The 22,913-nt window shown below is 33.6% G+C and carries 28 protein-coding genes; 11 read left to right on the top strand and 17 right to left on the bottom strand.

Annotated elements, in window-relative coordinates; translation table 11 throughout:
• Nucleotides 1-326: 326 nt before the first annotated feature.
• The 6 genes from ACIQXJ_RS12825 to ACIQXJ_RS12850 all read right to left on the bottom strand — a co-directional run bounded on the left by ACIQXJ_RS12825 (nt 327) and on the right by ACIQXJ_RS12850 (nt 7,121).
• Nucleotides 327-875: a carbon monoxide dehydrogenase gene (locus ACIQXJ_RS12825; RefSeq protein WP_403054137.1), complete on the bottom strand. Its 549-nt coding sequence runs from the start codon at nt 873-875 to the stop codon at nt 327-329.
• Between the two features lie 69 nt (nt 876-944).
• Nucleotides 945-1,349 (bottom strand): hypothetical protein, encoded by a 405-nt coding sequence (locus ACIQXJ_RS12830; protein ID WP_403054140.1) that lies wholly within the window; start codon nt 1,347-1,349, stop codon nt 945-947.
• Between the two features lie 315 nt (nt 1,350-1,664).
• On the bottom strand, nt 1,665-2,096 hold the full coding sequence (locus ACIQXJ_RS12835; RefSeq protein ID WP_403054143.1) for an NUDIX hydrolase: 432 nt from the start codon (nt 2,094-2,096) through the stop codon (nt 1,665-1,667).
• A 625-nt stretch (nt 2,097-2,721) separates the two neighbouring features.
• Nucleotides 2,722-4,230: an SH3 domain-containing protein gene (locus tag ACIQXJ_RS12840; RefSeq protein ID WP_403054146.1), complete on the bottom strand. Its 1,509-nt coding sequence runs from the start codon at nt 4,228-4,230 to the stop codon at nt 2,722-2,724.
• Between the two features lie 901 nt (nt 4,231-5,131).
• Nucleotides 5,132-5,725 (bottom strand): hypothetical protein, encoded by a 594-nt coding sequence (locus ACIQXJ_RS12845; RefSeq protein WP_403054149.1) that lies wholly within the window; start codon nt 5,723-5,725, stop codon nt 5,132-5,134.
• Between the two features lie 511 nt (nt 5,726-6,236).
• Nucleotides 6,237-7,121, bottom strand: coding sequence for a LysR family transcriptional regulator (locus tag ACIQXJ_RS12850; RefSeq protein ID WP_403054152.1), 885 nt, complete (start codon nt 7,119-7,121; stop codon nt 6,237-6,239).
• A gap of 139 nt (nt 7,122-7,260) precedes the next feature.
• Here ACIQXJ_RS12850 and ACIQXJ_RS12855 point away from each other — a divergent pair, with 139 nt between their 5' ends.
• Both ACIQXJ_RS12855 and ACIQXJ_RS12860 read left to right on the top strand, forming a co-directional pair.
• Nucleotides 7,261-7,800, top strand: coding sequence for a flavodoxin family protein (locus ACIQXJ_RS12855; protein WP_403054155.1), 540 nt, complete (start codon nt 7,261-7,263; stop codon nt 7,798-7,800).
• 39 nt (nt 7,801-7,839) lie between these two features.
• Nucleotides 7,840-8,751, top strand: a complete 912-nt coding sequence (locus tag ACIQXJ_RS12860; RefSeq protein ID WP_403054158.1) for a DMT family transporter — start codon at nt 7,840-7,842, stop codon at nt 8,749-8,751.
• 453 nt (nt 8,752-9,204) lie between these two features.
• Here the strand turns inward: ACIQXJ_RS12860 and ACIQXJ_RS12865 are convergent, their stop codons facing one another.
• From ACIQXJ_RS12865 to ACIQXJ_RS12885, 5 genes are all read right to left on the bottom strand, one after another.
• A complete protein-coding gene (locus ACIQXJ_RS12865) occupies nt 9,205-9,837 on the bottom strand; it encodes a type 1 glutamine amidotransferase family protein (RefSeq protein WP_403054161.1) in 633 nt (210 codons plus the stop codon).
• A 74-nt stretch (nt 9,838-9,911) separates the two neighbouring features.
• A complete protein-coding gene (locus ACIQXJ_RS12870) occupies nt 9,912-10,874 on the bottom strand; it encodes a helix-turn-helix transcriptional regulator (RefSeq protein WP_403054164.1) in 963 nt (320 codons plus the stop codon).
• Nucleotides 10,875-11,148: 274 nt separating this feature from the next.
• The gene (locus tag ACIQXJ_RS12875; RefSeq protein ID WP_167395904.1) at nt 11,149-11,307 is read right to left on the bottom strand and encodes a hypothetical protein; all 159 of its coding nucleotides are present in this window, start codon (nt 11,305-11,307) and stop codon (nt 11,149-11,151) included.
• A gap of 223 nt (nt 11,308-11,530) precedes the next feature.
• A complete protein-coding gene (locus ACIQXJ_RS12880) occupies nt 11,531-11,911 on the bottom strand; it encodes an iron chaperone (protein WP_403054167.1) in 381 nt (126 codons plus the stop codon).
• Between the two features lie 325 nt (nt 11,912-12,236).
• On the bottom strand, nt 12,237-12,482 hold the full coding sequence (locus ACIQXJ_RS12885; protein ID WP_403054170.1) for a hypothetical protein: 246 nt from the start codon (nt 12,480-12,482) through the stop codon (nt 12,237-12,239).
• A 188-nt stretch (nt 12,483-12,670) separates the two neighbouring features.
• On the opposite strand from ACIQXJ_RS12885, the gene ACIQXJ_RS12890 reads away from it, so the two are divergent.
• The 3 genes from ACIQXJ_RS12890 to ACIQXJ_RS12900 all read left to right on the top strand — a co-directional run bounded on the left by ACIQXJ_RS12890 (nt 12,671) and on the right by ACIQXJ_RS12900 (nt 14,707).
• Nucleotides 12,671-13,633, top strand: coding sequence for a S8 family peptidase (locus ACIQXJ_RS12890; protein WP_403054173.1), 963 nt, complete (start codon nt 12,671-12,673; stop codon nt 13,631-13,633).
• Nucleotides 13,633-14,442, top strand: coding sequence for an endonuclease I family protein (locus ACIQXJ_RS12895; RefSeq protein WP_403054176.1), 810 nt, complete (start codon nt 13,633-13,635; stop codon nt 14,440-14,442). Before ACIQXJ_RS12890 ends, ACIQXJ_RS12895 begins: the two co-directional genes overlap by 1 nt.
• Nucleotides 14,443-14,611: 169 nt before the next feature.
• Nucleotides 14,612-14,707 (top strand): putative holin-like toxin, encoded by a 96-nt coding sequence (locus tag ACIQXJ_RS12900; RefSeq protein ID WP_219818977.1) that lies wholly within the window; start codon nt 14,612-14,614, stop codon nt 14,705-14,707.
• A gap of 170 nt (nt 14,708-14,877) precedes the next feature.
• On the opposite strand, the gene ACIQXJ_RS12905 is transcribed toward ACIQXJ_RS12900, so the two are convergent.
• The 3 genes from ACIQXJ_RS12905 to ACIQXJ_RS12915 form a co-directional block, all read right to left on the bottom strand.
• Nucleotides 14,878-15,375, bottom strand: coding sequence for a P-loop nucleotide/nucleoside kinase family protein (locus tag ACIQXJ_RS12905; protein ID WP_403054179.1), 498 nt, complete (start codon nt 15,373-15,375; stop codon nt 14,878-14,880).
• Between the two features lie 423 nt (nt 15,376-15,798).
• Nucleotides 15,799-16,128, bottom strand: a complete 330-nt coding sequence (locus tag ACIQXJ_RS12910; RefSeq protein WP_403054182.1) for a four-helix bundle copper-binding protein — start codon at nt 16,126-16,128, stop codon at nt 15,799-15,801.
• A gap of 494 nt (nt 16,129-16,622) precedes the next feature.
• Nucleotides 16,623-16,811, bottom strand: a complete 189-nt coding sequence (locus ACIQXJ_RS12915; protein WP_403054185.1) for a DUF4177 domain-containing protein — start codon at nt 16,809-16,811, stop codon at nt 16,623-16,625.
• Between the two features lie 543 nt (nt 16,812-17,354).
• Between ACIQXJ_RS12915 and ACIQXJ_RS12920 the strand changes: the two genes are divergently transcribed.
• Entirely contained in the window at nt 17,355-18,449 is a 1,095-nt protein-coding gene (locus ACIQXJ_RS12920; protein WP_403054188.1) for an NADH-dependent flavin oxidoreductase, read from the top strand.
• Nucleotides 18,450-18,788: 339 nt separating this feature from the next.
• Here the strand turns inward: ACIQXJ_RS12920 and ACIQXJ_RS12925 are convergent, their stop codons facing one another.
• Nucleotides 18,789-19,112: a hypothetical protein gene (locus ACIQXJ_RS12925; RefSeq protein ID WP_403054191.1), complete on the bottom strand. Its 324-nt coding sequence runs from the start codon at nt 19,110-19,112 to the stop codon at nt 18,789-18,791.
• Nucleotides 19,113-19,145: 33 nt separating this feature from the next.
• On the opposite strand from ACIQXJ_RS12925, the gene ACIQXJ_RS12930 reads away from it, so the two are divergent.
• Nucleotides 19,146-20,174: an AbrB family transcriptional regulator gene (locus ACIQXJ_RS12930; RefSeq protein WP_403054194.1), complete on the top strand. Its 1,029-nt coding sequence runs from the start codon at nt 19,146-19,148 to the stop codon at nt 20,172-20,174.
• Nucleotides 20,175-20,428: 254 nt separating this feature from the next.
• On the opposite strand, the gene ACIQXJ_RS12935 is transcribed toward ACIQXJ_RS12930, so the two are convergent.
• Both ACIQXJ_RS12935 and ACIQXJ_RS12940 read right to left on the bottom strand, forming a co-directional pair.
• Nucleotides 20,429-20,668 (bottom strand): AP2 domain-containing protein, encoded by a 240-nt coding sequence (locus ACIQXJ_RS12935; RefSeq protein WP_403054908.1) that lies wholly within the window; start codon nt 20,666-20,668, stop codon nt 20,429-20,431.
• A 42-nt stretch (nt 20,669-20,710) separates the two neighbouring features.
• On the bottom strand, nt 20,711-20,926 hold the full coding sequence (locus tag ACIQXJ_RS12940; protein WP_403080857.1) for a hypothetical protein: 216 nt from the start codon (nt 20,924-20,926) through the stop codon (nt 20,711-20,713).
• A gap of 1 nt (nt 20,927) precedes the next feature.
• On the opposite strand from ACIQXJ_RS12940, the gene ACIQXJ_RS12945 reads away from it, so the two are divergent.
• The 4 genes from ACIQXJ_RS12945 to ACIQXJ_RS12960 all read left to right on the top strand — a co-directional run bounded on the left by ACIQXJ_RS12945 (nt 20,928) and on the right by ACIQXJ_RS12960 (nt 22,842).
• Nucleotides 20,928-21,005: a hypothetical protein gene (locus tag ACIQXJ_RS12945; RefSeq protein ID WP_403054910.1), complete on the top strand. Its 78-nt coding sequence runs from the start codon at nt 20,928-20,930 to the stop codon at nt 21,003-21,005.
• A gap of 87 nt (nt 21,006-21,092) precedes the next feature.
• Nucleotides 21,093-22,097: a hypothetical protein gene (locus tag ACIQXJ_RS12950; RefSeq protein ID WP_403054200.1), complete on the top strand. Its 1,005-nt coding sequence runs from the start codon at nt 21,093-21,095 to the stop codon at nt 22,095-22,097.
• Between the two features lie 137 nt (nt 22,098-22,234).
• Nucleotides 22,235-22,402 carry a type II toxin-antitoxin system HicA family toxin gene (locus tag ACIQXJ_RS12955; protein WP_403054203.1) on the top strand — a complete coding sequence of 56 codons (168 nt, stop codon included), beginning with the start codon at nt 22,235-22,237 and terminating at the stop codon, nt 22,400-22,402.
• Between the two features lie 26 nt (nt 22,403-22,428).
• Nucleotides 22,429-22,842 (top strand): type II toxin-antitoxin system HicB family antitoxin, encoded by a 414-nt coding sequence (locus tag ACIQXJ_RS12960; RefSeq protein ID WP_403054206.1) that lies wholly within the window; start codon nt 22,429-22,431, stop codon nt 22,840-22,842.
• Nucleotides 22,843-22,913: the final 71 nt, after the last annotated feature.

Raw genomic sequence — 22,913 nt, forward strand, 5'->3', positions numbered from 1 at the left:
CATATTTTCCCTCACTTTATAACTTAATATTACGACGTTACCATTCACCACAAAGTTCTTCCTCATTTTAAAATAATTACTCTTTTAGTTAAAAAAAGTATCCAATCATCCTTTAGTAAACCTTCAAAAAATTGTTATTCCGCAATCTGGCCCTTTAACGAAAACGAGCGCTAATCCTTGTTACAGAATCGCGCCCGATTGTGGAAGATAAAATTATTCAATAAGAGAAATAAAAGAAAAAGATGGGATTCTGTGAAATCCCATCTTGAAATAAAGCACCCCATTAATTGAAGAATGCCCTAATGATTTTCATTTTAATTTAATTATTAAATTGAGTTAGCTATTAGAACTAATATTTCAGGTGTTACTTCGTTGGCTACTTTATTATAAATTCCAAGCATATATTGCAAATTATTTTTTTCAAATACAAAAAAGTTAAATAGTTGATGTTCAAAATATATGGCTTTTGCACCATCTTGAAGTGTATACTCTTTACTATTTAAGTTCAGTTTATCTTTGAAGTCCAATTTGTTTTCTATAGTACGAATATCAATTTTATAAATATTATTACTTATATCTTTGTTAACAAACCTAATTTCCAGAGAATCATTCAAATTATAGTTCTTATCTTCAAAAAATCTTCCATATTGATGTGTGAAAGAAATAGAAGGTAAAGTTTCAGGTAGCTTTACATTTGATTTAAAATGATTTTCAAATTCCTTAATAGCAACTTCTACAGATTTATATCCAGCTTCAGTATACCTTTCCTCAAAAGATGGAGAGGTGTCATCCGAAATTGCATTTACTATTCCAAAATCCCATACACAAATTAATAGACTAAATAAAACCATTAGAAGAGGAATACGTTTATCCATTTCATCACCCTAATTCTTATTTAGGTGTAGTATGTCCGCGTTAGTTTAAGTACATTTATTCACAATGGATTATTTTTTATATACAGGATTCCTGTCAATAAAATCACCTATTTCTCCCTTCAAAGTATAAACCTGAGTGAAGTAAAGATGACCTACCAAAATACCTTTAGACTTCCATTTCTCCATTTCATTATAATGAAAAGTTACAAAATACTCATACAATCTTTCCCTTCCAATTCCTTGTTTTTCAGCCATATCTGCAATAGAAAGACCTTTTTTCCAATATACTTCATACTCTTTAGCAGTTAACCCTAATAGTTTGTAAATTTCATCATATTTATATTGAAATTGGTAAACTACTTCACCTTCATTTGTAGCTATTTCATCTAAATGTTCTGCTTGAGCAAATTGAGGGGAATTTAGAAATATAGAAATTAAAAACAAGGATAAAACTGTTTTTAAAAGGAGCTTCAAAATAAACACCTCCCTTCATTTTTTTACTTTGTTTTATTATGTGGGCATTTCAAAATTTTATGCAGTTCACCAAACAAGGAAATAGTTAGGATGATTAAAAAAATCTTCCCCGTTGACTTTAGTACACTGTTTCACAAACTCACATCAAGATTAACATAAAATACCTTTTTATTTCAGAAGTTTTATTCAATTAAATGTCCCTTTAATGCAAAAGAACGCTGATCCTTATTACAGAATCGCGCCCGATTGTTGAAAATCGTAAATTGTTATTCGGTTAGAGACCCTACACTTATGTTTAATAAGAAAAGCAATTATTTAAGATTGGATGCTAATCAAAGTCTCTGCTTGTTTAATGCTTTTCTTTAAGTAAATTGGTGAATTTAGGTGGCTTAATATTTCCTCAGTAGTTAACCATAATACCTTTTCTACTTCTTCAATACTTTTAGGAAATGCTTCTCCTGATTCATATTCACAAAGAAAAACAATATCCACTACATTTTCACCTTTATCTGTTACGAACGATGTACTAAGTACATAATTTAGCCTATCTTTTACTTTCACTCCTATTTCTTCTAAAATTTCTCGTTTCAATGTTCTCTCTAATATGTCCGACGAATTTCCTTCTTTCTCTACCTTACCTCCAACTAGAGAAAGTAGACCACCAGCATGTTCCTCTTTTTTGCTTCTTTCAATAATAAGCCACTTATCATTTTTCATTACAGCACCTTCAACATTTACGATAAACATTTTAAAATACCCCCAATAAATTCCTCTAATTATTTCTTCAAAGTTTGTAATTTATATAATTCCTGTTAGGAATCTTATTCCGCAATCTGGCCCGTTTGTTGAATAAATCAACTCACATTTATAAACACATTTACTATTTTTCAAACGACTAATCAAACTTAATACAAATGATCAAACTTTTTTATAATCCTACATTATAGAAATTCATCAGGAAACTGCCCTTTCTAAATTAATGAAATATGGGTTACCTTGAAGTCTGCTCGGCTAATTGTATGCAAATAGTTACACTTAACCTTTTTGCCGTTTAGTTCAAGAACAGTCACGAAACGATTTAATAATACCTTTTGTGTGTAGAAAATGTGTAGAAACTTTTCATTTTCTATCCTTTTCTATTGGTTTTTCAAAAAAGGGAAAACGCCTAAAACCCTTGATATAAAAGAATTTTAGGCACTTTATAGTTGGTTCAAACTTGTTCTATCTGAACCTTTAGACGTCCCAGGATATCAAGCAATCTGTGTCAATTAATTTAATTATGAAAGGTTCGAAGAGTGTCCAGAAAGGATCTTTTAAACAAAAAAAAGAAAAGATGACTTTGATAATCACCTTTTCACTAGTATGTTGCAATTTAGTTATTAAATTTTTGTTCGTAACGGTGAAAGAATGCCACTGCGTGTGCTCTTGCTAACGAATCATTTGGTTTAAACTCTTCATTTGTTTTAGTAGTTGTTAAACCATTATCACGAAGGAATTTAATAGCTTCTGACTGAGATACAGTCTTACCAAAATGCATTGAAGCTAAGATACGAGCGAAGTTACCCCGTGTGATATCCTTACCTGCAATGGCTTGTTTAGACGCTGTGTTTGCACCTAGAACTGGTAGAGCGTATTTCGTAGCCAGTTGGTAGTTTACGTCTCCATACCATGAAGTAATTGCTGTCGTTGAAGCTAGTTCTGATGGTTTGAAGTAACGTAATAAGATCGATAACATTTGATTTTCCGTTAAGTTCGTGTACGGTTTCAGTAAGTTTTCGTACTTACCTGTTGATGGATTTTTCACGTTTGGATATCCACTGATGATACCGATGTTGACTGCCCACTTAAAATCCTCAGCCCAGTATTGGTTTGCATTGTAATCAGCAAACTTTGATACATCAACGTTTCCCGTTGTTGGCGGTGTTACTGGAGGAGTCGGCGTTGAAGATGAGTAGTTTAAATAACTTGATGCTACATACCCCTCAGTTCCGTCACTTCTTTTCACAGGATACCAAACAAAATGGTTTTTCGTCGTTGATACTTTTTCATATTCAAAAGGACCCGTAATGGTAACCTTTTCACCTTCACGTAAAGTACCTAAAGAAGGACTATTCGTAGTAGGTTTTGTCCTAACTGTTACATTCGTTATTGCACTAACTTTTTGATTTGTTTCAAAATAATACTTGGATTTTGTTAATGGTAAATCAAAATCATAGTTCATTGTTGAAAATTTAATATTTTCCTTGCTGTTAGAGTCATATTGAAAATGTTCACGTGAAAAAGGCAGCTCTGTTAAGTCTATTAATTCCATTTTATTAATGATTCTGAGAATTTTTTCTTGATAGGCATTGGTATTTCTTTCACCAGTTGCTTGCACAATTGGACTATTTATTGGCTTAGTACCGTTATAAGCCATGATAGCGAAGTACCATTGCTCCAGTACATCTCTTTCCCCACCATTGATGCTAGGTAAATCCTTTCGCTTAAACATATCATCTAGCGTCTCTACACCAGCTTGTATATTATAGACAATATCGCTTTTTAGTCTATCTTGATTGTAGCCGACTTGATTTGTAATTTGCATAATGCCAATTCCATTATCAGCTGTCACAATCGCTTCACCATTCTTATCAAAATGACGCCAATTTCCACTTTCACCTTCCGCTATTGCCTTCACAATTTCAGGAGGAACATCATAAATCAGTGCTGTTTCGGTTAATAAACAGTTCATTGTGGAATAATCAGGGTTTACTTTCGATGCCGAATCATACTCACATGTTTTTGCAATATTATTAGCTAATACATTATTATCTATGTTTATAGATAGAGAGAGGGCACCAATTGCAATAACACTAATCAACGGTTTCAATATCTTATTCATATATGATTATTACACTTCCTTTCATATTTTTTACAGTTAAAAGATTTAGATATATGTTATCACAAACCCAATATTTAGGATATAGGTAATAGTCAATGTTTCTTTCATTTAACAGGATTGAGTGATAAATGATAGCTCTAACATATATTGTTTAATTTTAATTCGGTGAAAAGGTTATAAATAGTGATTGTTGGATTTTTACTCTTTTGTAAAATAGGTTAGCTTCCTAAAATATTGACCAAAACTCCACGCGATTTTGTTCTGCAACATGTTCCTTAATATAGTCAACAAGTTGCATAAAAGTTGTCTCATTTACAGTCCCTCTCACCTTATAAATATAAGGCTTTTGAATTTGCTCTCCTGCTGCGATAGGTGGATTTTTTCTACACGGAAGAATTTCAAACTTTCATTTAATTTTTCAAAATTCGCTTCAACTGCGACACTTTTATAAAATAAGTAATTTTCCTTTAGGGATTTTTTTTTACAGTAGATAAGGGCTTTTTTGAAGCAAAATAACGATAAATGCTTAAAACATTCCTCTTTCTAATTATTTTTAATAATAAATAGTATACCAAATAATGTAACTTCCAATTTCGGTAGTTACCAAACCTTCGTTTAGAAACACTTCTTAAAAGCATGTTATTCAACAATCTGGCCCTTTAATGGAATAACTTTATTATCACTTAACTGGCTCTTAATCCACAAGAAAAACCGAAATCCCTTCACTTTATAGAGATAGGAAATATTCCGGTTCATCTTTTTTATAAACGGTTAAACTCTTTTCAAAACCACATTAAAATCGATTTGCAAAATGAATTAAATATACTTCTTACCTTTTTTACTCTACTGAGAACAAAAATCCACAACCGTTTGAGGTTGTGGATTTTAATGTTTTTCAAAATTAAATTTCTACATATCTGTACTCAAGATATTGGTACTGCATCGGATAAATAATATCTGTACCTAACACAACAGTGCTTCCGATATCAGTACTATAAGTAGTTTGTGTAGCTTTATATTTTTTGTATACTGAACGATACTGAATTTTGTACTTCTTACCTGCAGGTACCTGAACTGAGTAAGAAGCTGTAGTAGTATCCGTCCACGTAATGCTAAACCCTACTGCTGCAGTAATATCATCTTTTTTTGCTGTAAGTGTACCACTAAAAGTGTTACTTACACCAACTGTCTTTGCTAGGGTCAAAGTTGCAGCTCCCGATCCAGAAACTCCATCTACCCAAGCGCCATACGATAATCCTTGATACCCATTACTTATAACTGTATTCCATAGATACATAGGTTGGATTCCATAATCCTCAAGTGATATTTCTGGAGAAGTGTTTACTACTTCACCTACTGTAGAGTCATTTTCTATTTGAGTGCTTTCAGGAATAATAGTTTCCGTTTCCTGACTTACAGATTCCGAAGCAAATGCAGTACCGACAAGAGAAAATGATAGTATTACAGTTGCTAACATTGAAAACAATTTTTTCATAAACTTGCCCTCCTATCGAATTTGTGTAATCATTGTCTTACAAACCCATTATATACCATATATTTCTATATGGCAATTAATTGTTATTAAAGGAGGTTTTTTACATTGTTGGTAATATCGGGAATCGTTTGTATATCTTTTTCTACTTTTATGTTTTTTGTTCTTAAGTTAATCTCAATAGCTTATCCTAAATCTATTTTGTACTTAGATGGTGAAAAGACAATCAATTATTTTGATATTAACTTATCGATTTTTCCAATTACACTTGGAGTGATTGGTATAATACTGATAATTTTACATCTGTATCTAAATTTCATTCAACGTAATAATAGTAAGAATGTTTGAATTGATTCATAAAACTTAAACTGTCACTTTAAGAGATAAATTGCACACTTTTTAAATGCTATTTTGCACTATAAGTAAATATAAAAAGCCTTATTTCTCATTAAAATTGAGAAATTAGGCTTTTTTCGTTGTTCAACAATCGCGCCCGATTGTTGAAGAACTTAATTTATACTGACTGGAACATCTTACGAGTTAAGCTTATAAATTCACCTAAAGGTGGTGTTATCCATTTATCTTTATGCCAAGCAATTTGAGTATAAAGTGGAGGTATGGAATACTTCCACGGCAATTCCTCCATTCTCCCCTCTTCAATATCTTTTTTAACTACCATTTCAGGCAGTAGTGCCACTCCTAATCCTGCAACAACACACTGTTTAATGGCCTCTATACTAGCAAATTCAATTTTATCTAATGAATATATTCCAAGTGAATTTAGAGATTCTTCAAACATATTTCGATAAGAACATCCAGCTTCTGTAAGCAAAAGAGTTTCATGTTTCAGATCATCTATTGAAAAGTCTGATTTAGATTGGTTTGGTGAGGCAACTAATTTTAACTCTTCTTTGATAAGTCGCTCTACCTTTAACGATCCATCAGGTTTGCTTTCATCCATAATAAAAGCAATATCTAATAAACCTTCCATTAGCTGCTTTCTCGCCATTTCATCAGAATGTGAAGGTTTAAATACTAGCTTTACTTTTGGGAAGGCAGTCTTGAACTCTTTAAGGATTAGTGGTAATCGATAAGTACACTGACTCTCCTGCGCCCCTATTGTTAACGTACCAGTTAATTCTTCCTCTCCGTTTGCAGCTGTAATTGCTTCTTGGCTTAAATTAATCATTTTTTCTGCATAACTTTTAAATTGATGTCCAGCTTCCGTTAAAATCAGTCGTTTACCTAAACGCTCAAATAAAGGTTTCCCAATCTCATCTTCAAGGGATTTGATTTGAGCAGTAACACTTGATTGAGCAAAATTCAATATTTTTGCAGTTTGGGTAAAGTTCAGATTTTCTGCAGCATGTTTAAATGTAATCAACTGTTTAATTTCCATTTATATCAACCCCATTCAAATCGGTTTTTCCGATCTATTTAATCGAAATAATCGTCTGTATCGATTTATCAACTTAGTATAAGATATTAATATCAGAAGAACAATAGTAGAAGATTTCGAGGAAAAGGAGTTAATTCACATGACAATAGCAGTTATTTACGGTGGAAACCGTCTAAACGGAAACACAGAAACGTTAACAAAGTTAGCCATCCAAGGTTTAGATGTAGAAGAAGTATATTTAAAGGATTATTTAATTGAACCTATAATTGATAAGCGACATGCAGAGGGAGGTTTTTCTGAAGTCAATGATGATTATAATTCCATCATTAATCTTATCCTTCCACATGATATTCTTATTTTTTCTACCCCAATTTATTGGTATAGCATGACAGGCACAATGAAGAACTTTATTGATCGTTGGTCACAGACTTTAAAAGATCCAAATTATCCTGATTTCAAGTCTATTATGGCTTCAAAAAAAGCATATGTCATTGCAGTGGGTGGAGATCAACCATATATCAAAGGCTTACCAATGATTCAGCAGTTTCAACATATCTTTAACTTTGTAGGGACAACTTTCGAAGGATATATTATTGGGGAAGGAAACAGACCAGGTGATATTTCACAGGACTTAAAGGCACTGGCTGCAACGGAACAGCTAAGAAAGGAAATACAATAATATTCCACTTCGCAAACAATACAAGGAGGATTGGAGTTTATGAGCCAACAGGCATTGGCAAATATGTTATTGATAGTTATAAATGCTTTTTGGGGGCTATCATATGTTTTTATGAAATTAGGGCTTGGTTCACTCCAAGCCTTCAATATTGTTGGGCTTAGATTTTTACTTGCTTTTTTAATAGCAGGAATTCTCTTTTACAAACGTTTAATGCTAGTTACTAAAAAAGTGATTATTTCTTCTTTTATGCTAGGAACATTATTGTTTGGTGTTTTCACCTTTGTAACATTTGGTGTTAGTATGACATCAGCCTCTAATGCGGGATTCCTTGTAAGCCTTACCGTAATCTTCGTACCCTTAATCAATTGTTTATTAGTTCGACGCTTACCATCTAGGCAGGTTTTTATTGGGTTACTATTTATTTTGACGGGTATTGGGTTATTGACATTAAAACATTCATTAACAATAAACCCTGGAGATATTTTATGTATTATGGGCGCACTGTTGTATGCGACATTCATCATTTTAACAGGAAAATTGACAAAAGAAGATGATTCACTGACTCTTGGTATTTTACAATTAGGCGTAGCTGGAGTATTAGCGATGATTTGTAGTATCTTATTTGAAACTCCGTCTTTACCATCTACATTAAACTCTTGGATTGGTATTTTAGGTCTTGGGATACTTTGCAGTGCAGTAGGATTTATTGGTCAAACGATTGCACAAAAATATACAACCCCTACACTTACAGGTTTAATTTTTGCACTTGAACCGATTTTTGCAGCCTTTTTTGCGGTTTTATTTTTAAAGGAAGTTTTTACGCTAAAAGATATTATTAGTAGTAGTATCGTTATATTGGGAATTATAATCGCACAAGTAGATATAAAAAAATTATCTAAATTAAAAGTTTATTATCTAGTAAGGAAAAGTTGTTCCGATACTTCAAAATAAATAAAATACATCGATAAATGGAGAATAAAAAGTGACCTTTGCACTCTGTTTTTTAGGGCGCTCCTAGAGGACCCTATTTCTTCAATTTAAAGCAAAAAACGCTGTGTACTACAGCGTTTTTTCTATTGATTTGAAAGTCCAAAAATTTCTTAACCTTCTTTTTAAATTTTACTTTCATTTAAAGAGGTTGCTCCACAATATGGCCCTTTAATGGAAGAAGGCGCATTCCTTATTAAAGAAATGCGCCCGTTTATTGAAGGTCGTTCCTACTTTATTGCCAAAGAAAAAAGCACACCGTTGTTCAATAAGATTAAAAAGAGATTTTGTTCCCAATTCTATTTATAACAACTTCAGGAGTGCTTTGTACGTTTTTTACTTCCATAAACATATGACATTGTCTAAAGCAGGATTTTTATTTGAACTAATATAAAACTGCTAAGGTGATTTATCAGCTCAGCTATTTATGGAATTCATTAACTGGAAGAAGTATTCAGGTTTATGAGTCTTATTTAGGTTATACCATGAATGTAATGCATCTGGTGTAAATACATCTATTTTTTTCAGTACCTCCATTGCAAATTCCAGAGGAGCTATTCCTGATGCAGTTACTAAATTCGCATCAGATACCGCAGATCCCAACTCGTAGAACTTTTCCCCTTTATAGTTAGGACATACCATTTTAGTATATTCTAAGTTATTACTTGTATGCTTTCTAGTATCCAAGTATCCCATATTCGCGAGGGCATCAGTTGCACCACAAATTGCAGCAACAATAGTGCCAAGCTTTAAAGCTTGGCCAATTCTCTCCAAGATAGGTTGATGAATTTCTTCACTCCAAGTAGTCCCTCCTGGTAAAATCAAAAGATCTTTACTCTCAAGAATACATTCATCAACGGAAATATTTGGTTGTATGCTCAGTCCTCCCATAGTAGTAATCATTTCTTTATTAGCTCCTACTGTAATTACTTTTAAAGGTGCTAAATCTTTTTTGAAATATCTTCCTGAGTTTAGTTCAGCAATTAAATATCCATATTCCCAGTCCGACATTGTATTAAATACATATAGAAAAACTTTTTTTGTTTGCATCCAATAACACTCCAATCACAATTGATACAGCTATTATAAGATAACTTCCCTGACAGTTAACGTCAGGGAAGTTATCATTCTTGATGAAATTTTATTAATTCCGACAGAACTTCAATAAGTCTTTTCTTAAGACTTATTGGCTCAATCACTTTAATAGATTTATTGTACGGTAAAAGTAAATAAGGTACATATGTATGTATCATATCTTTTTCAAGAAGAAAAACTGCTTGAGTTGAAGTCCGTTCTTGTAAATAATGTCCTAAAAACCAATGTTGGCAAATATCATCCAGCGTCCTTGTATTCCCATTCATAACCAAAGGGGTAATCCCTTCCTTATCTTCTATAGTTGGAAGGAGATTGTCCATAAAAAAGTCACTTGCTGAAAAATTTTCTGGTCGGTTAAACTTATTTTCAGTTAGCATTAAGCTTTCAATTCGATCCATTCTAAAGCTACGGATATCATTCCTAAGATGACAAAATCCAATCACATACCACTTATTATGCCAATAAATAATTCTGTACGGATCAACCAATCTAAATGTTGATTGTTCTTCGCCACATTTAAGGTATAGAATTTTTACAGAGTATCCGTCAGCTACGGCCTGCTCCACTTCCTTCAAGGAAGGCTCCATAGAGATGGAACTTAAACGACTTATTACTTCAAGACTAGATAAATGTTGGTTTATCTTTGTTTCCTGATCTTGATTTGAGTATTTACCTAGTTTCGAAATGGCTCGATTTAGTGCTTCACCTCCATAATATCCAGCTTCTTCTGCAAAAACAGCAGCGTGAAATAGAGAAGTTTGCTCCTCAAAATCAAAAAAAAGAGGGGCTTCAATAAAATTATTTAATAAAGTATATCCACCGTTATGTCCTGTGTCTGAAATTATAGGTACACCACTTGTAGAAAGTGTATCAATATAACGATAAACAGTCCTTATATTCATCTCTAACTTTTCTGCAATTTGTTTTGCAGTAATTTTTTCACTTGAATTAAGCATCCATAGAATCGCTAGTATATTGTCAATTTTAGGCAAATAAACACCTCCATATAGAATTTATTATCTATCATATAAGTTTATTTTTCTTAGTTAGTAATAAGTATATAATAAACTGCTCATTGACACTCGGCTACATGACATTATGCTCGCCCTCTTGAACTCATCCTCTACAATCTGGTCCTTTAATGAAAATGAGCACTGATTCTTTTCACAACGCCCAATTGTTGAAAATCAGATTAACTTGTATTTGGGACATTATTAAGTTTATTTATGTATTCGTTATAAATCCTTGCTGCACTAATATGACGTGTTACTGTCTCTTTTCAACAAATAACAAAATTAGTGTTGCCAATGGACCTAATACAAGTGAAAGTAAGAACCAATTTAACCCCGTTCTATTTTTCCCTTGTGCAAGTGCAGCATTTATCAATGCCAATGTACCCCACCCTACGAAATATTGGTTATCCATCCTCTGTCCCCCCTTTTACATTTAACTATACTACAATGTTAGATGAAAAAAGCACCCAAAGAATCGTCTAGTTACATTTACAAAAGCATGTTATTCAATAATCTAACCCTCTAATGAAAACGAGCGCTGATCCATATTATAGAATCGCGCCGATTGTTGAAAAATCCTGTTATTATGATTTTTGTTACAGTTCATAAACAAAGGGAAATTTGCCATCTACAAATTATTTCTTTTTTATTTTCCCTTCGACTTTACTTTGGTTTTCAGCAACCCTAAATTTTACTATTTGACTAATTAATCCATAAGGGATGGGTTTTCCAATTGGGAATTGAACTGCACCTTTAGAGGTTTTATATCCCGATAATTCATGCTGAAAATTATTAATCCCGCTTGAAGTTGGGTAAAAGCCTATATGGTTTTTGTATGCAGCAAAATGTACCAGATTTCCGTTTAATACAAAAGTAGGCATTCGGTAACTTATTTTTTCCTCGGCATTTGGTGCTGATTCCTTTATTACCTTTCTTATTGTTTTTAATATTTCTTGAATCTCTTGAGAATATTGTAAAATATATTCATCAATTGATTCAGGAATGTTTTGTTCCATAATATGCCTCCTTGTAAATTTAAGTATTTAAAGGATTTTAAAACACTTTAATATTAAAGTAAATATTCTTTATCTATTTCTTACTCTCCCCAATTTTTTCAAAGTTAATATTGATGAATTGATTTAATTATTTTTGGTCCATTTTGTTTAAATGAAAATCCTCACATTTTCTTTTGCCCTTAACAATATTCTTATAAATATGTTGCTCAATTTCATGGCCCTTTAATGAAAACGAACGCTAATACTTATTCCAAATCGCGCCCGTTTGTTGAAAACTTTAAATTCCATTTTTCCCCTCAATCGTGTCCTTCTTTCAACAAAATTTCTATTCTAAAAATACAATTTCACCATTTTCTCTTTTTGCTCGAATTGTAATTTTACCCACGCATTGTTTTGGATTTTTATAGCCCTTTTTACCTTCGTGAAATTGCGTAGAGAATAGATTTTCTACTTCAGCTAATGTTGTATCTTTAGAAAGTTTATGTACACGTATTAATTCGATACCTTTATAAGCATCTTCTGTTCCATGAACTTCAACTTCTCCAATGCAGTTTATTTTAAGTACAAACATCCACAATCTTTAAGATGTTATCATGCGATATTGACTAATAGATACCAATACTATTTTCACTATTAAAATTTTGATATTTTAGATAAAAACACATCTATTGTAACTGTTAATCAAAATTCAGAATTGTTAGAATATTATTAATTACCAAGAATACACTTAAAACCTAATTTCTTTCAGGAGGGATACAAATGAAGCAAAAGTTACATTTAATTCCGTTTCAAGTGAATGAAGTGGTCGAAGTGGTCGAAATGGTGCCTGAAGGTATTGAACTTATTGCAGCACCAAAAGTCTGGGAGAATTCTAAAGGGAAGGGGATTACTGTTGCGATATTGGACACAGGCTGCGACGTCACCCATCCAGATTTGAGTGGGCGTATTATCGGTGGGTGGAATTTCACTCATGATGATGATGGACAACCTGATCGATACATCGATTATAATGGCCATGGAACCCATGTGGCTGGCACAATTGCTGCAAATAATAACTACACAGGAGTAGTTGGTGTTGCACCTGAGGCAAGTTTATTGATTTTAAAAGTGCTTGATAAAAATGGATCAGGGCAATACGACTGGATCATAAATGGTATTAACTATGCAGTTGAACAAAGGGTGGATATCATCTCCATGAGCCTCGGAGGTTCTGTCGATGTACCTGAGTTACACCAAGCTATTCAAAACGCAATCACTAATCAAATACTAGTCGTTTGTGCTGCTGGTAATGAGGGAGATGGACAGAGTTCTTCAAATGAATTGGCCTATCCTGCCTGCTACAATGAAGTCATCAGCGTCGGTTCCATTAACCTGCAACGCAGATCTTCTTATTTTTCAAATTCGAATAATGAAGTCGACTTAGTAGCCCCTGGTGAAGAAATCCTTTCAACGTATTTAAACGGCACTTATGCAAAACTAAGCGGAACTTCGATGGCAACACCGCATATATCTGGTGCACTTGCACTCATAAAAGAGAATGCCAACAGAAATTTTGAGCGAAATCTGACTGAGGCTGAGCTGTATGCACAATTAATAAAAAGAACGATTCCTTTAGGAAACTCACCAAAACTCGAAGGCAACGGAATGCTGTACTTAACAACAGAGGAATACTTATCGGATGTATTCAACCAAAAATTATCTGGACAGGCGTTGAAAATATAATGGAAAAACTAGATTTGCTATACTGTGAATGGGAAACGGCCAAGTCAGACTTTTTAAACTATCAGGAAAATCAACCCTATTATGACGAAAAGAAAGATAAGGAAGTCAGAAATCAATACTATCATAGCATTTCATTCACGAATACTACTCTTTTAGACAGCCTTCACACATTGCTCAAAAAAACACATACAGATCAGTTAAACTACAGCCCGCACCGTTATGTGTACCCCTGGGTTGATTTACAGAAAAACGGTTCATTAAAAAGTCTTTATTCTGGAAAAAGGATGGATCCCCTTTCTGTCATGGAGGAGGACGTTCGGCTCCACGAAATGCAGGCAAAAGGGTTAATAAGCATCTTATCGGATAATCTATTTAACTGTGAACATGTAGTGCCTCAATCATGGTTCGATAAAAAAGAACCGATGAGAGGAGACTTGCATCATTTATTCGCCTGCAATCCTACCTGCAATAGCAGTCGCAGCAACTACCCTTATTACGATTTCCATGATTATATCCCTGAAGGATTAATTTTAGGAATCAAAGATGGCTGCGGCAAAGCTGAAGAAAGTAAATTCGAACCAGAATACGGCAAAGGAATCGTTGCTAGAGCAACACTCTATTTCCTAATTCGCTATCCAAACATAATAAAAAAAGAACTAGAGAATATCTCCTTATTGTTAAAATGGCATCAATCTTTTCCAGTATCTATCTATGAAAAGCATCGCAACCTAGCTATCCATGAACTTCAAGGCAATCGGAATCCATTTATTGATTTTCCAGAGATTGCAGAATGTATCGTAACAAATTAAAAAACACTAATTCCCTTATAATCGTACAAAAGAATTAGTGTTCGCTTTTTTAATATTAAACGCCAATAAAGGTATAATTTCTACATGTAGTAGGTCGAGATATTAAGGGTGATTGGTCATCTTTTATTCCAAAAATTCGTTTCAAACGAAAATAAAGGAGATGGTTCCAATGACAGTTTATGAGTCTATAACGCTCATGTTTAGTTTCGCTACACTTATTGTAACGATTCTTGCGTTGTCATTTACTTTTTCAAAAAAAAAGTAAATCACCCTCTATACCTAACAGGGTAGGGTGAATTACTAGCATGCCAATCGCCTTTAATGTAATCATCTAAATCCGAACAATCTCATTACCTTTAATAGAAACTATCGCTGGTCTCCTTTAGTATTTTTTTACATACTTTATAAATCTTCAAGGATATGTTGCAAACCTTATTATTCTTCCCCACTAAACTCTAAAATATTTAAACCCTCGGATACTGCTGGTTCTTCAAAAAAATTAGTAACATGAATAAACGTCTCTTCTGTGTCAAAAGTTGCTCTTTCGGGTTGTTCGATACACCTTTGTGCAATTTGACGTAAGCATTGCTCATTATTTAAATTAAGGAAAATTAGTTGATGGTTTGCATTTACCTCTGATGCAATATCCAAAAACCATTTTCGCTGTTGTTGAGTATTACCTGGAAAATCCATTACTACATCTGTACCAACACTTAATATGTTTTGGACATGCTTTTTCATCATCGGCTTGAGTTGCGCTGCGAATTTAAGGTAGTCTTCAAATGTTGTAATCTGATTAGGGTAAAGAGATGCAAGCCATTCATCCTCAGATAACAATACTGCTTGCTTCTCTAAAGCCACTTGTTTTGATTTAGTCGTTTTTCCAGCTCCCATTTTTCCGCAGAAAAAGTATAGAGTCCCTAGTTTTTTCATATTTTTATCCCTCCATCTTATTTTATCGGTTATTTCCTTATCTTGTAAAATTATAATTTACAACCTGGCTTATTAATAATAGTAATTGTTATGTAATGAAATTGCATACAAAGGGATTATTAGAAAACTCACCTATTATCCCAATATCACTATAAAGGAAAAAGTTGTTATAGTTTTCTTCCTGTTCTAGTACATTTATCGTTTCTTTAATCAATAAAGAAGCATATCCTTTTTTCTTTAATATAAAGGGGTAGCGATTGAACCAATCCCTTTTACTGCTTTTCAGAAAGATTTAGTTCATATACGATGGAGAAGCTTAATAATTGCTTTGTATCAATAAAAAAGACGCCAAATAATTGGACGTCCCGACTCGTGAAAAAGTACTTAATGCTGGATAAAGTATTTTTCAAGTAAGAAAAGAAATTAAGCAGCAAGCTTTCTGCAAGCCTCTGCACATTTGAAACAAGCTTCCGCACACTGCTGGCAATGTTCATGATCATGTTTCTTACATTCATTGCCGCACGCCTCGCATACTTTCGCACATACTGATGCTAGCTCTGAAGCAAATGGTGTATTTCGTGCTAACGCCTGCTCTAAAAAGTTACAGATATCTGCACATTCCCGGTCTAATCTGATGCATTCAGCCATCATCTTTACATCGTCTTCCTTTAAACAAGCGTCAAAGCAGTGATTGCAGGCAGCCATACATTGGTGTAAAGCCTGGATTAATTCTTGGTGTTGTTCATGTGACATATTCTATTCCTCCTAAATTTTAGATGTTACTCTCTATACATATACCCCTACAACGTATCTCTAAACAAAAAATTAATAAATAACGGATGAAGGAGAGGATGGATTAAAAAGAAGACTGGATAATTCGGGGTAAAGTATATTGTTCCCCCTTTTTGGATATTACTTTGCTTACCGTTGTGAATCCGTATAAATCTGGCTAGACCCCTTATTCCACAATCTAGCCCTTTAATGAAAGGGAGCGCTGATTCTTATTACAGAATTGCGCCCGATTACTGAATATTAAGACGGTGATTTGTCTTTTGCTTGTTAAAGTAAAGCATACCGTTTTGCAACAAAGGAATTATTTCCTTTTCTCATAGATTCCTTTTACGAATTGTTCCTTATAATCTGTGTATTCATTGATCCCACCATTGTTCTCTTCATCAAATTCATTTTCAGTTCCAATAGGAAGTTTATTCGACATTTCATCTTTTATTAATACCTCAAAAAGAAAACTATTGTTCCTCTTCATATTTTTCAAATACCAAATCGTTTACTTTAATTTGACCATATGACCCATTACTTTTAGGAATAGCAGCAACAAATCTCCAGCCTTTTTTACTATACTTATCGATTAATTCCCTATGACTCTCCATTATAAATAAACCCGAAACCTTTGCTTCTACATAGATATATTTATACATTTTTATACACCTCATATAATATGTTATTTAGCAAAATCAATATTGTTAATAATCATTTAATTGTTATATTTTATTCAATTAAATGGCCCTTTAATGAATACGAGCGCAGAATTGCGCCCGATTGTGGAAGATCAAAGTTATTGAAATGAAGAAACTTCTGTGAATTCACCTTAGTTTTTTAATAAAAAATTTTGAAGGGCTGTTTTATTATTGCTTCTTCTTTTACTGAACAATATCTTTCAGATATACATTCAATATAGTTATGAAATTTATAGTTTCACTTTGGTATTTCTGTTTAGAGTAACCTTATACGCCTGCCTCTGACGTACGTAAGAAGCAGGTTATTCAGTTTGCCACAGAGTAGTGTGCTCCACAACTTTTTGCCTCTCTCGTCCAATTAGCAAGCCACGCAATTTTCTCAATACAATTATCCTTTCAACTGCTTTTTTCATTATGATCCAGTAAATAAAATGTAGTAGTAAAGCGCGATCTTTGACTTTTAAATCCGATAAATTTACTCTTGTTTTAGAAGGAGTGAATAACATGACAACTTATTTAAAACCATTTACTTTTAATAACGGCGTTACAATTCGTAATCGTTACGTGATGGCGCCAATGACAACTTACTCAGCAAATGCTGATGACACAGTATCAGATGCGGAGATTACATATTACCGTGAGCGCTCATATGGCGTCGGTGCGGTGATTACAGCATGTGCTTACGTGATTCCTAATGGGAAAGGCTTCCCAGGTCAAATCTCTGCGCATAGAGATGAATATATTCCAAGCTTAAAACGTATTGCTGATGCGATTCACGACGGTGGCGCAAAAGCAATTTTACAAATTTATCATGGTGGACGCCAAGCAGTACGAGACCTTGTACCAAATGGCGATGTCGTAAGCGCAAGTGAAACCATTGCAGCAGATGGCGGTGTGGCTCGTGCATTAACGGTAGAAGAAATTGAGGAAATAGTCGTAGCATTTGGTGAAGCGACACGTCGCGCAATTAAAGCAGGATTTGACGGTGTGGAACTTCATGGTGCCAATACGTATTTATTACAACAATTCTTCTCAGGTTTTACAAATAAACGTACAGACCGTTACGGTGGCTCTGTTGAAAAACGTATGACATATTTATTAGAAATTATCGATAGTGTAAACCGTGCAAAAGTGCAATATGCTGATGACCAATTTATCGTTGGTTATCGTTTTAGCCCAGAAGAGCCCGAAGAAGACGGTATCACTCTAGATGAAACGGTTCAACTTGTAGATCGTTTAGCAGATGAAAAGCTCGATTACTTACACATTTCATTAGGTGATTTTCGTGCAGAAGCGCGTCGTTATAGCGGCGAAAAAGAAAACCGTATTAAAATTTTAAAACGCGTGATTGACGGTCGTGTACCGTTTATAGGCGTTGGTTCAATTTATTCACCAGAAGATGCGAAAGAAGCGATGGAAACAGGTGCTGATTTACTTGCACTTGGTCGAGAGCTATTAATTGAACCACACTGGGTAGAAAAAGTAGCAGCTGGCGAACCAGTTATTACTGAAATGGATATGAGTCGTGATAATAACATTCCAGAGCCGCTAATGAACATGATGAAACGTAATGTTGGTTGGGTGCCAGGCGTAAAATAATTATAAAAAAAGGAACCTCTGTGACGAACTGACCTAAATAAATGAGACAACATAAAAAACAAACTATATACGATTATCCGTTTCGTACTTGGATTGATTATGATTGGATCAGGCAATTTTATGTTTGTCGCTGGGGGCTCCCAACTTAACATGTACCAGTAAGTAAAAAATAAGTCACTCAATCGAGTGGCTTTTTTTGTTCCAATAGAAGCAGTATAATGATAACCTGATTCTTATAGTATGTGTGTTGACTATGATTGTATTGATAGAATACTGAATTAAAAAATGTATAAGACACCTTATATTTAATATACATACAAAAAGCCACAAAACGTTGATTTAACAACATTCGTTTATCCCCACGAATAAAGGTGACATCTGAATCAATACATATCCTAATCCAGCATTCATAATTGTATTCCAAGCTCTTTCACTATTACCTAACATAAAGAAGAAACACGCACCTATCATAATCATGGAAGCAACAGGAAATGATATTGCGACCATTACTTGAATCATCGGATCTAATATTGTTGCTAACATTTCAAGTGTTTTATCCGCAATTATTCCAGTTGGCTGAGCTATTGTATTAACTGGGATTGTGAATAGTGTGGATGGTATACAAAAGTCGCTTAAATAGAAAAAAAGGTTAAGAAACGTCATAATATAGTAATCTAGTCAAAAGGGGTTGCTAGTATGTTTGTTTTGAGTAAGCATATATTAATCACATTATGCATTGGCCTAATAGGTGCTGTCGTTTTTCAACTATTACATATACCTATGTCTTGGTTATTAGGCGCGATTACAGCAGTACTTATTGTGCAATTGTCGACCAACGCACAATTGAGATGGCACTCGTCCTTCCGTAATTTTGGCTTAATCGTAGCAGGCTACTCTATTGGCTTTGCCTTTACACCAGAGGCAGTACAAGGTATTAAGCAATTTTTAGGGAGTATTGTCGTTTTAAATGTGATATTTGTTTTATTATTTTTCTGTGTCAGTTATTTAGTAGCCAAACGTACAGATTTGGATTTTGCAACGGCATTGACATGCTGTGTACCTGGTGGTATGGCACAGGTTGTGGCCTTTGCTGAGGAGCAAGGCGATATGGATATGGTGGTCATTACGTTCTTTCAAATCCTCCGTGTTCTTTTAATCGTCGGCTTTGTCCCGCTAATGTTAACAGATGTTGGTGGAAATAGCTCTATGAACAATGGAATGTATACATGGGGTCTTGTCGGTATACTAATTGTTTGTGGCTTAGCAGGGTGGCTTGCTCAAAAGCTTAAAATTCCAACAGGTTATATGCTTGGCCCAGTATTTTTATTGATGGGTATTAATATGGTGGGCATAGAAGTGCCTAGAATACCCATATCCCTTCTACATATTGCTCAATTGATGGTTGGAATTCATATCGGATTATTGTTGAAAAAAGAAGATCTACATTTATCGAAGAGGCATATTTTTTATGCATTTGTATCAGCTGGCATTTATATAGGGGCAGCGTATGGTTTATCATTTTTGATGAAAAGCCTATACAGGCTCGACTTTAAGACAGGCTTTTTAAGTATTGTGCCTGGGGGACTTGATCAAATGGGGATTATAGCGGCTTCTGTAAATGCCAATGTGACAATCGTCACAGCTTTCCAACTCTTTCGAATTCTTGTGATCTCAATTTTCCTTGTGCCTGTGGTCAAAATGTTTGTGAAAAAAGTGAAAACATGAGGGATATTCCCTCTTGTTTTTTTGCTACTAACATTTGTGGATGCCTTTTTTATATTCTTCTAGATTTTTAGGGAAATTTAATATAGCTTTATCTCCGTGTAATTCAAAAGCTTTTTTATCATAAGCTTTTGCTGCTTCGACTTCATCTGTAAAATACCCTAAATAACTAGTCTTTTTTATCCTTCATAATCCTAGCTCTCCATTTTTGATCAACTCCGTACCATAAAACACCTCTATATTTGGATTTATAGTTCTTAGATATTCTGCGAGTAATTTAAAAAACAATCAATACCAAACAAATCAATTGTGGCATTATTATATGCTTTAGCTGCCTCATCTTCTGATTTGAAATAACCTAAATGTTTCTGTTTACCATTCTTTTTAATGGCTGCAACCCATTTGTTATTCCTTTTACTCCAACACACACCTTTATATTTAGAAGAGGTGTTGCGTCCACCTTTAGCTAATTGTCTGCTATATGATGGATCTATTATCTTCTAATCTGATTTTTGATAATCTAATTGATTGCGATTTATTTAATGAACTAATACATCTCTAGTAGTACTTAAATTCAATAAAAAACGTCCTAATGTAATGATGTTGAGTGTTCTGTTAGAAATAATTAACCCATTACCATCGACAGTTGTTGCTACAGTCCAAATATATTCATTTTCTCTTTCGTAATCCTCATCATCGACAAGAGGGATTCGCCAAGCAGCAATCAGTGAAATTGTAAATAATCGTAGAGACACAATTAACAAAGCGCATTTAGAAACCATTTGTAAGACATTAGAAATAACAAGTTTTGACGATATATTAGAGTGGGACTAACAGATAACTAATAGGGTTGTCTGTTTTTTATATGTACTTTCATGACAAAATTTCCTAAAATAGAAACTTAAAGGGAGGATATATAAAATGAAAAAATTAATTTTTAGTGCTGCTTTAGTATTAAGTTTAGGTTTAGCTGGATGTGGTGATAGTTCTGCAAATGATAAACCAAAAGAAAGCAATACTAATGCAGAGGCAGATCAAAAGGTTTTAGCTAAAACTACAGAAGATGTTATCCAACACTTTAAGGATGATAATCTTGAAATCGGAGAAGTTTCTGATTTACCAAATGATGAATTTGGGAATATCCGAAAAGAAGGAAAAAGAATTTTAATTCCTTCACTAGGTTCCGATGCAGGTGGCAGACTATTCTTATTTGATACTGAAGAAAACTTGCAAAAAGCTAAAAGTTACTACGATGAATTAGGTAACTCTGGTCCAATGTTTTATTCACACACACATCAAAGTGGACTTTTTTTAATTCAAATGAATGGTGATATGGAAGATAATGAATTTGCCAAATATGCTGCATCTTTAGAAGAGGCTGTAACGGGTTCTACTAGTATAAAAATAACTGAGGAAAGTAAAGCAAATAAAGTTGAAAATTTAACAGATGCTCAAGTTGGCGATATAGTAAAAGATGATTTTGCAGGAATATATACTATTACTGAATTGTACAATGCACCAACTGATAAATATAAAAGTGCTGATGTAGAGTTTACTATTGAGCAAATTAAAACAGCTAAATTCGAGGCGGAAGATCCTGATTTAATCGAAACTAAACCTGAAACAAATGTTTTAATCTTATCTATTACAGGAGAAAATCTATCTGATGACACTGTAAGTTTCCATCCTAACACAGCTAAAATGACGACTAACACAAAGCGACAAATCAGTTCGAATGTAATGATTTCTCCTTTTGAATCAGAATTCATTGGTAATGTAATTCAAAAAGGTGAAGTAATATTTGACCTTGGTGATGAAGGTTTAGAGGGAGTAACTGAATTAAAATTTGTATTTGAAGGAACTGCAAAAGACGCTATGACAATCGGTGAAGAAGTTACTGTTGTAGTACCAGTAAGTAAAAAATAAGTCACTCAATCGAGTGGCTTTTTATTTAGATTTTTTAGTAAAAAAGGAAAATAAATTAAAAGTTATATTATACGTATAAATAATACGTGTTATAATAAGAGTATAGAAAGGAGATAAAAGACATATCATCAAGAGAAATGATAAAGATACTTAATAAAGATGGATGGTATTTACATAGGATTGTTGGAAGTCATCATCACTTTAAACATCCTACTAAAAAAGGAACTGTAACAGTTCCACATCCGAAGAAAGACCTTTTAATAAAAACTACAAACTCAATACTAAAGCAGGCAGGACTTAAATAGTCCACCTGCAAGGAGGTTTTATATAGATGGCTAAATATTATTTTCCAGCAATTTTTGATCCAGGCACTGAAAATGAAAATGGTTTTACAATAACATTCCCTGACCTGCCGGGATGTATTACAGAAGGTTCTAATATGGATGAAGCAGCATACATGTCTAAAGATGTATTAGCAGGTTTTTTATATGGAATGGAAGAAGATGGAGAACAAATACCTGCCCCTTCAAATCCAAGTAATATCGACCTTCCACAAGGTGCATTTATCTCGATTGTAGAAGTAAGAACAGATTATATTAGAGATGAGATTGAAAATAAGGCTGTTAAAAAAACTTTAACAATTCCTAAATGGTTAAATGATGCAGCAGAAAAAGAAAATATAAATTTCTCTCAATTACTTCAGTTCGCAATTAAGGAACGCTTAGGCATTATTAGTAAACAATAAGCAAAAAAGACCAGGTACTCAATTAACTATGAGCGCCTGGTTGTTTGTTTTGATGCCTTAATATTAATTTT

It is taken from the genome of Lysinibacillus sp. NPDC097868, from assembly GCF_044761135.1.
Lineage (GTDB): Bacteria > Bacillota > Bacilli > Bacillales_A > Planococcaceae > Lysinibacillus.

Excerpts from the sequence above, each read along its gene's own strand:
- ACIQXJ_RS12825 (WP_403054137.1), bottom strand. The coding sequence starts at position 875 with ATGGATAAACGTATTCCTCTTCTAATGGTTTTATTTAGTCTATTAATT.
- ACIQXJ_RS12835 (WP_403054143.1), bottom strand. The coding sequence starts at position 2,096 with ATGTTTATCGTAAATGTTGAAGGTGCTGTAATGAAAAATGATAAGTGG.
- ACIQXJ_RS12840 (WP_403054146.1), bottom strand. The coding sequence starts at position 4,230 with ATGAATAAGATATTGAAACCGTTGATTAGTGTTATTGCAATTGGTGCC.
- ACIQXJ_RS12845 (WP_403054149.1), bottom strand. The coding sequence starts at position 5,725 with ATGAAAAAATTGTTTTCAATGTTAGCAACTGTAATACTATCATTTTCT.
- ACIQXJ_RS12850 (WP_403054152.1), bottom strand. The coding sequence starts at position 7,121 with ATGGAAATTAAACAGTTGATTACATTTAAACATGCTGCAGAAAATCTG.
- ACIQXJ_RS12855 (WP_403054155.1), top strand. The coding sequence starts at position 7,261 with ATGACAATAGCAGTTATTTACGGTGGAAACCGTCTAAACGGAAACACA.
- ACIQXJ_RS12860 (WP_403054158.1), top strand. The coding sequence starts at position 7,840 with ATGAGCCAACAGGCATTGGCAAATATGTTATTGATAGTTATAAATGCT.
- ACIQXJ_RS12865 (WP_403054161.1), bottom strand. The coding sequence starts at position 9,837 with ATGCAAACAAAAAAAGTTTTTCTATATGTATTTAATACAATGTCGGAC.
- ACIQXJ_RS12875 (WP_167395904.1), bottom strand. The coding sequence starts at position 11,307 with ATGGATAACCAATATTTCGTAGGGTGGGGTACATTGGCATTGATAAAT.
- ACIQXJ_RS12880 (WP_403054167.1), bottom strand. The coding sequence starts at position 11,911 with ATGGAACAAAACATTCCTGAATCAATTGATGAATATATTTTACAATAT.
- ACIQXJ_RS12885 (WP_403054170.1), bottom strand. The coding sequence starts at position 12,482 with ATGTTTGTACTTAAAATAAACTGCATTGGAGAAGTTGAAGTTCATGGA.
- ACIQXJ_RS12890 (WP_403054173.1), top strand. The coding sequence starts at position 12,671 with ATGAAGCAAAAGTTACATTTAATTCCGTTTCAAGTGAATGAAGTGGTC.
- ACIQXJ_RS12895 (WP_403054176.1), top strand. The coding sequence starts at position 13,633 with ATGGAAAAACTAGATTTGCTATACTGTGAATGGGAAACGGCCAAGTCA.
- ACIQXJ_RS12900 (WP_219818977.1), top strand. The coding sequence starts at position 14,612 with ATGACAGTTTATGAGTCTATAACGCTCATGTTTAGTTTCGCTACACTT.
- ACIQXJ_RS12905 (WP_403054179.1), bottom strand. The coding sequence starts at position 15,375 with ATGAAAAAACTAGGGACTCTATACTTTTTCTGCGGAAAAATGGGAGCT.
- ACIQXJ_RS12910 (WP_403054182.1), bottom strand. The coding sequence starts at position 16,128 with ATGTCACATGAACAACACCAAGAATTAATCCAGGCTTTACACCAATGT.
- ACIQXJ_RS12915 (WP_403054185.1), bottom strand. The coding sequence starts at position 16,811 with ATGTATAAATATATCTATGTAGAAGCAAAGGTTTCGGGTTTATTTATA.
- ACIQXJ_RS12920 (WP_403054188.1), top strand. The coding sequence starts at position 17,355 with ATGACAACTTATTTAAAACCATTTACTTTTAATAACGGCGTTACAATT.
- ACIQXJ_RS12925 (WP_403054191.1), bottom strand. The coding sequence starts at position 19,112 with ATGACGTTTCTTAACCTTTTTTTCTATTTAAGCGACTTTTGTATACCA.
- ACIQXJ_RS12930 (WP_403054194.1), top strand. The coding sequence starts at position 19,146 with ATGTTTGTTTTGAGTAAGCATATATTAATCACATTATGCATTGGCCTA.
- ACIQXJ_RS12950 (WP_403054200.1), top strand. The coding sequence starts at position 21,093 with ATGAAAAAATTAATTTTTAGTGCTGCTTTAGTATTAAGTTTAGGTTTA.
- ACIQXJ_RS12955 (WP_403054203.1), top strand. The coding sequence starts at position 22,235 with ATGATAAAGATACTTAATAAAGATGGATGGTATTTACATAGGATTGTT.
- ACIQXJ_RS12960 (WP_403054206.1), top strand. The coding sequence starts at position 22,429 with ATGGCTAAATATTATTTTCCAGCAATTTTTGATCCAGGCACTGAAAAT.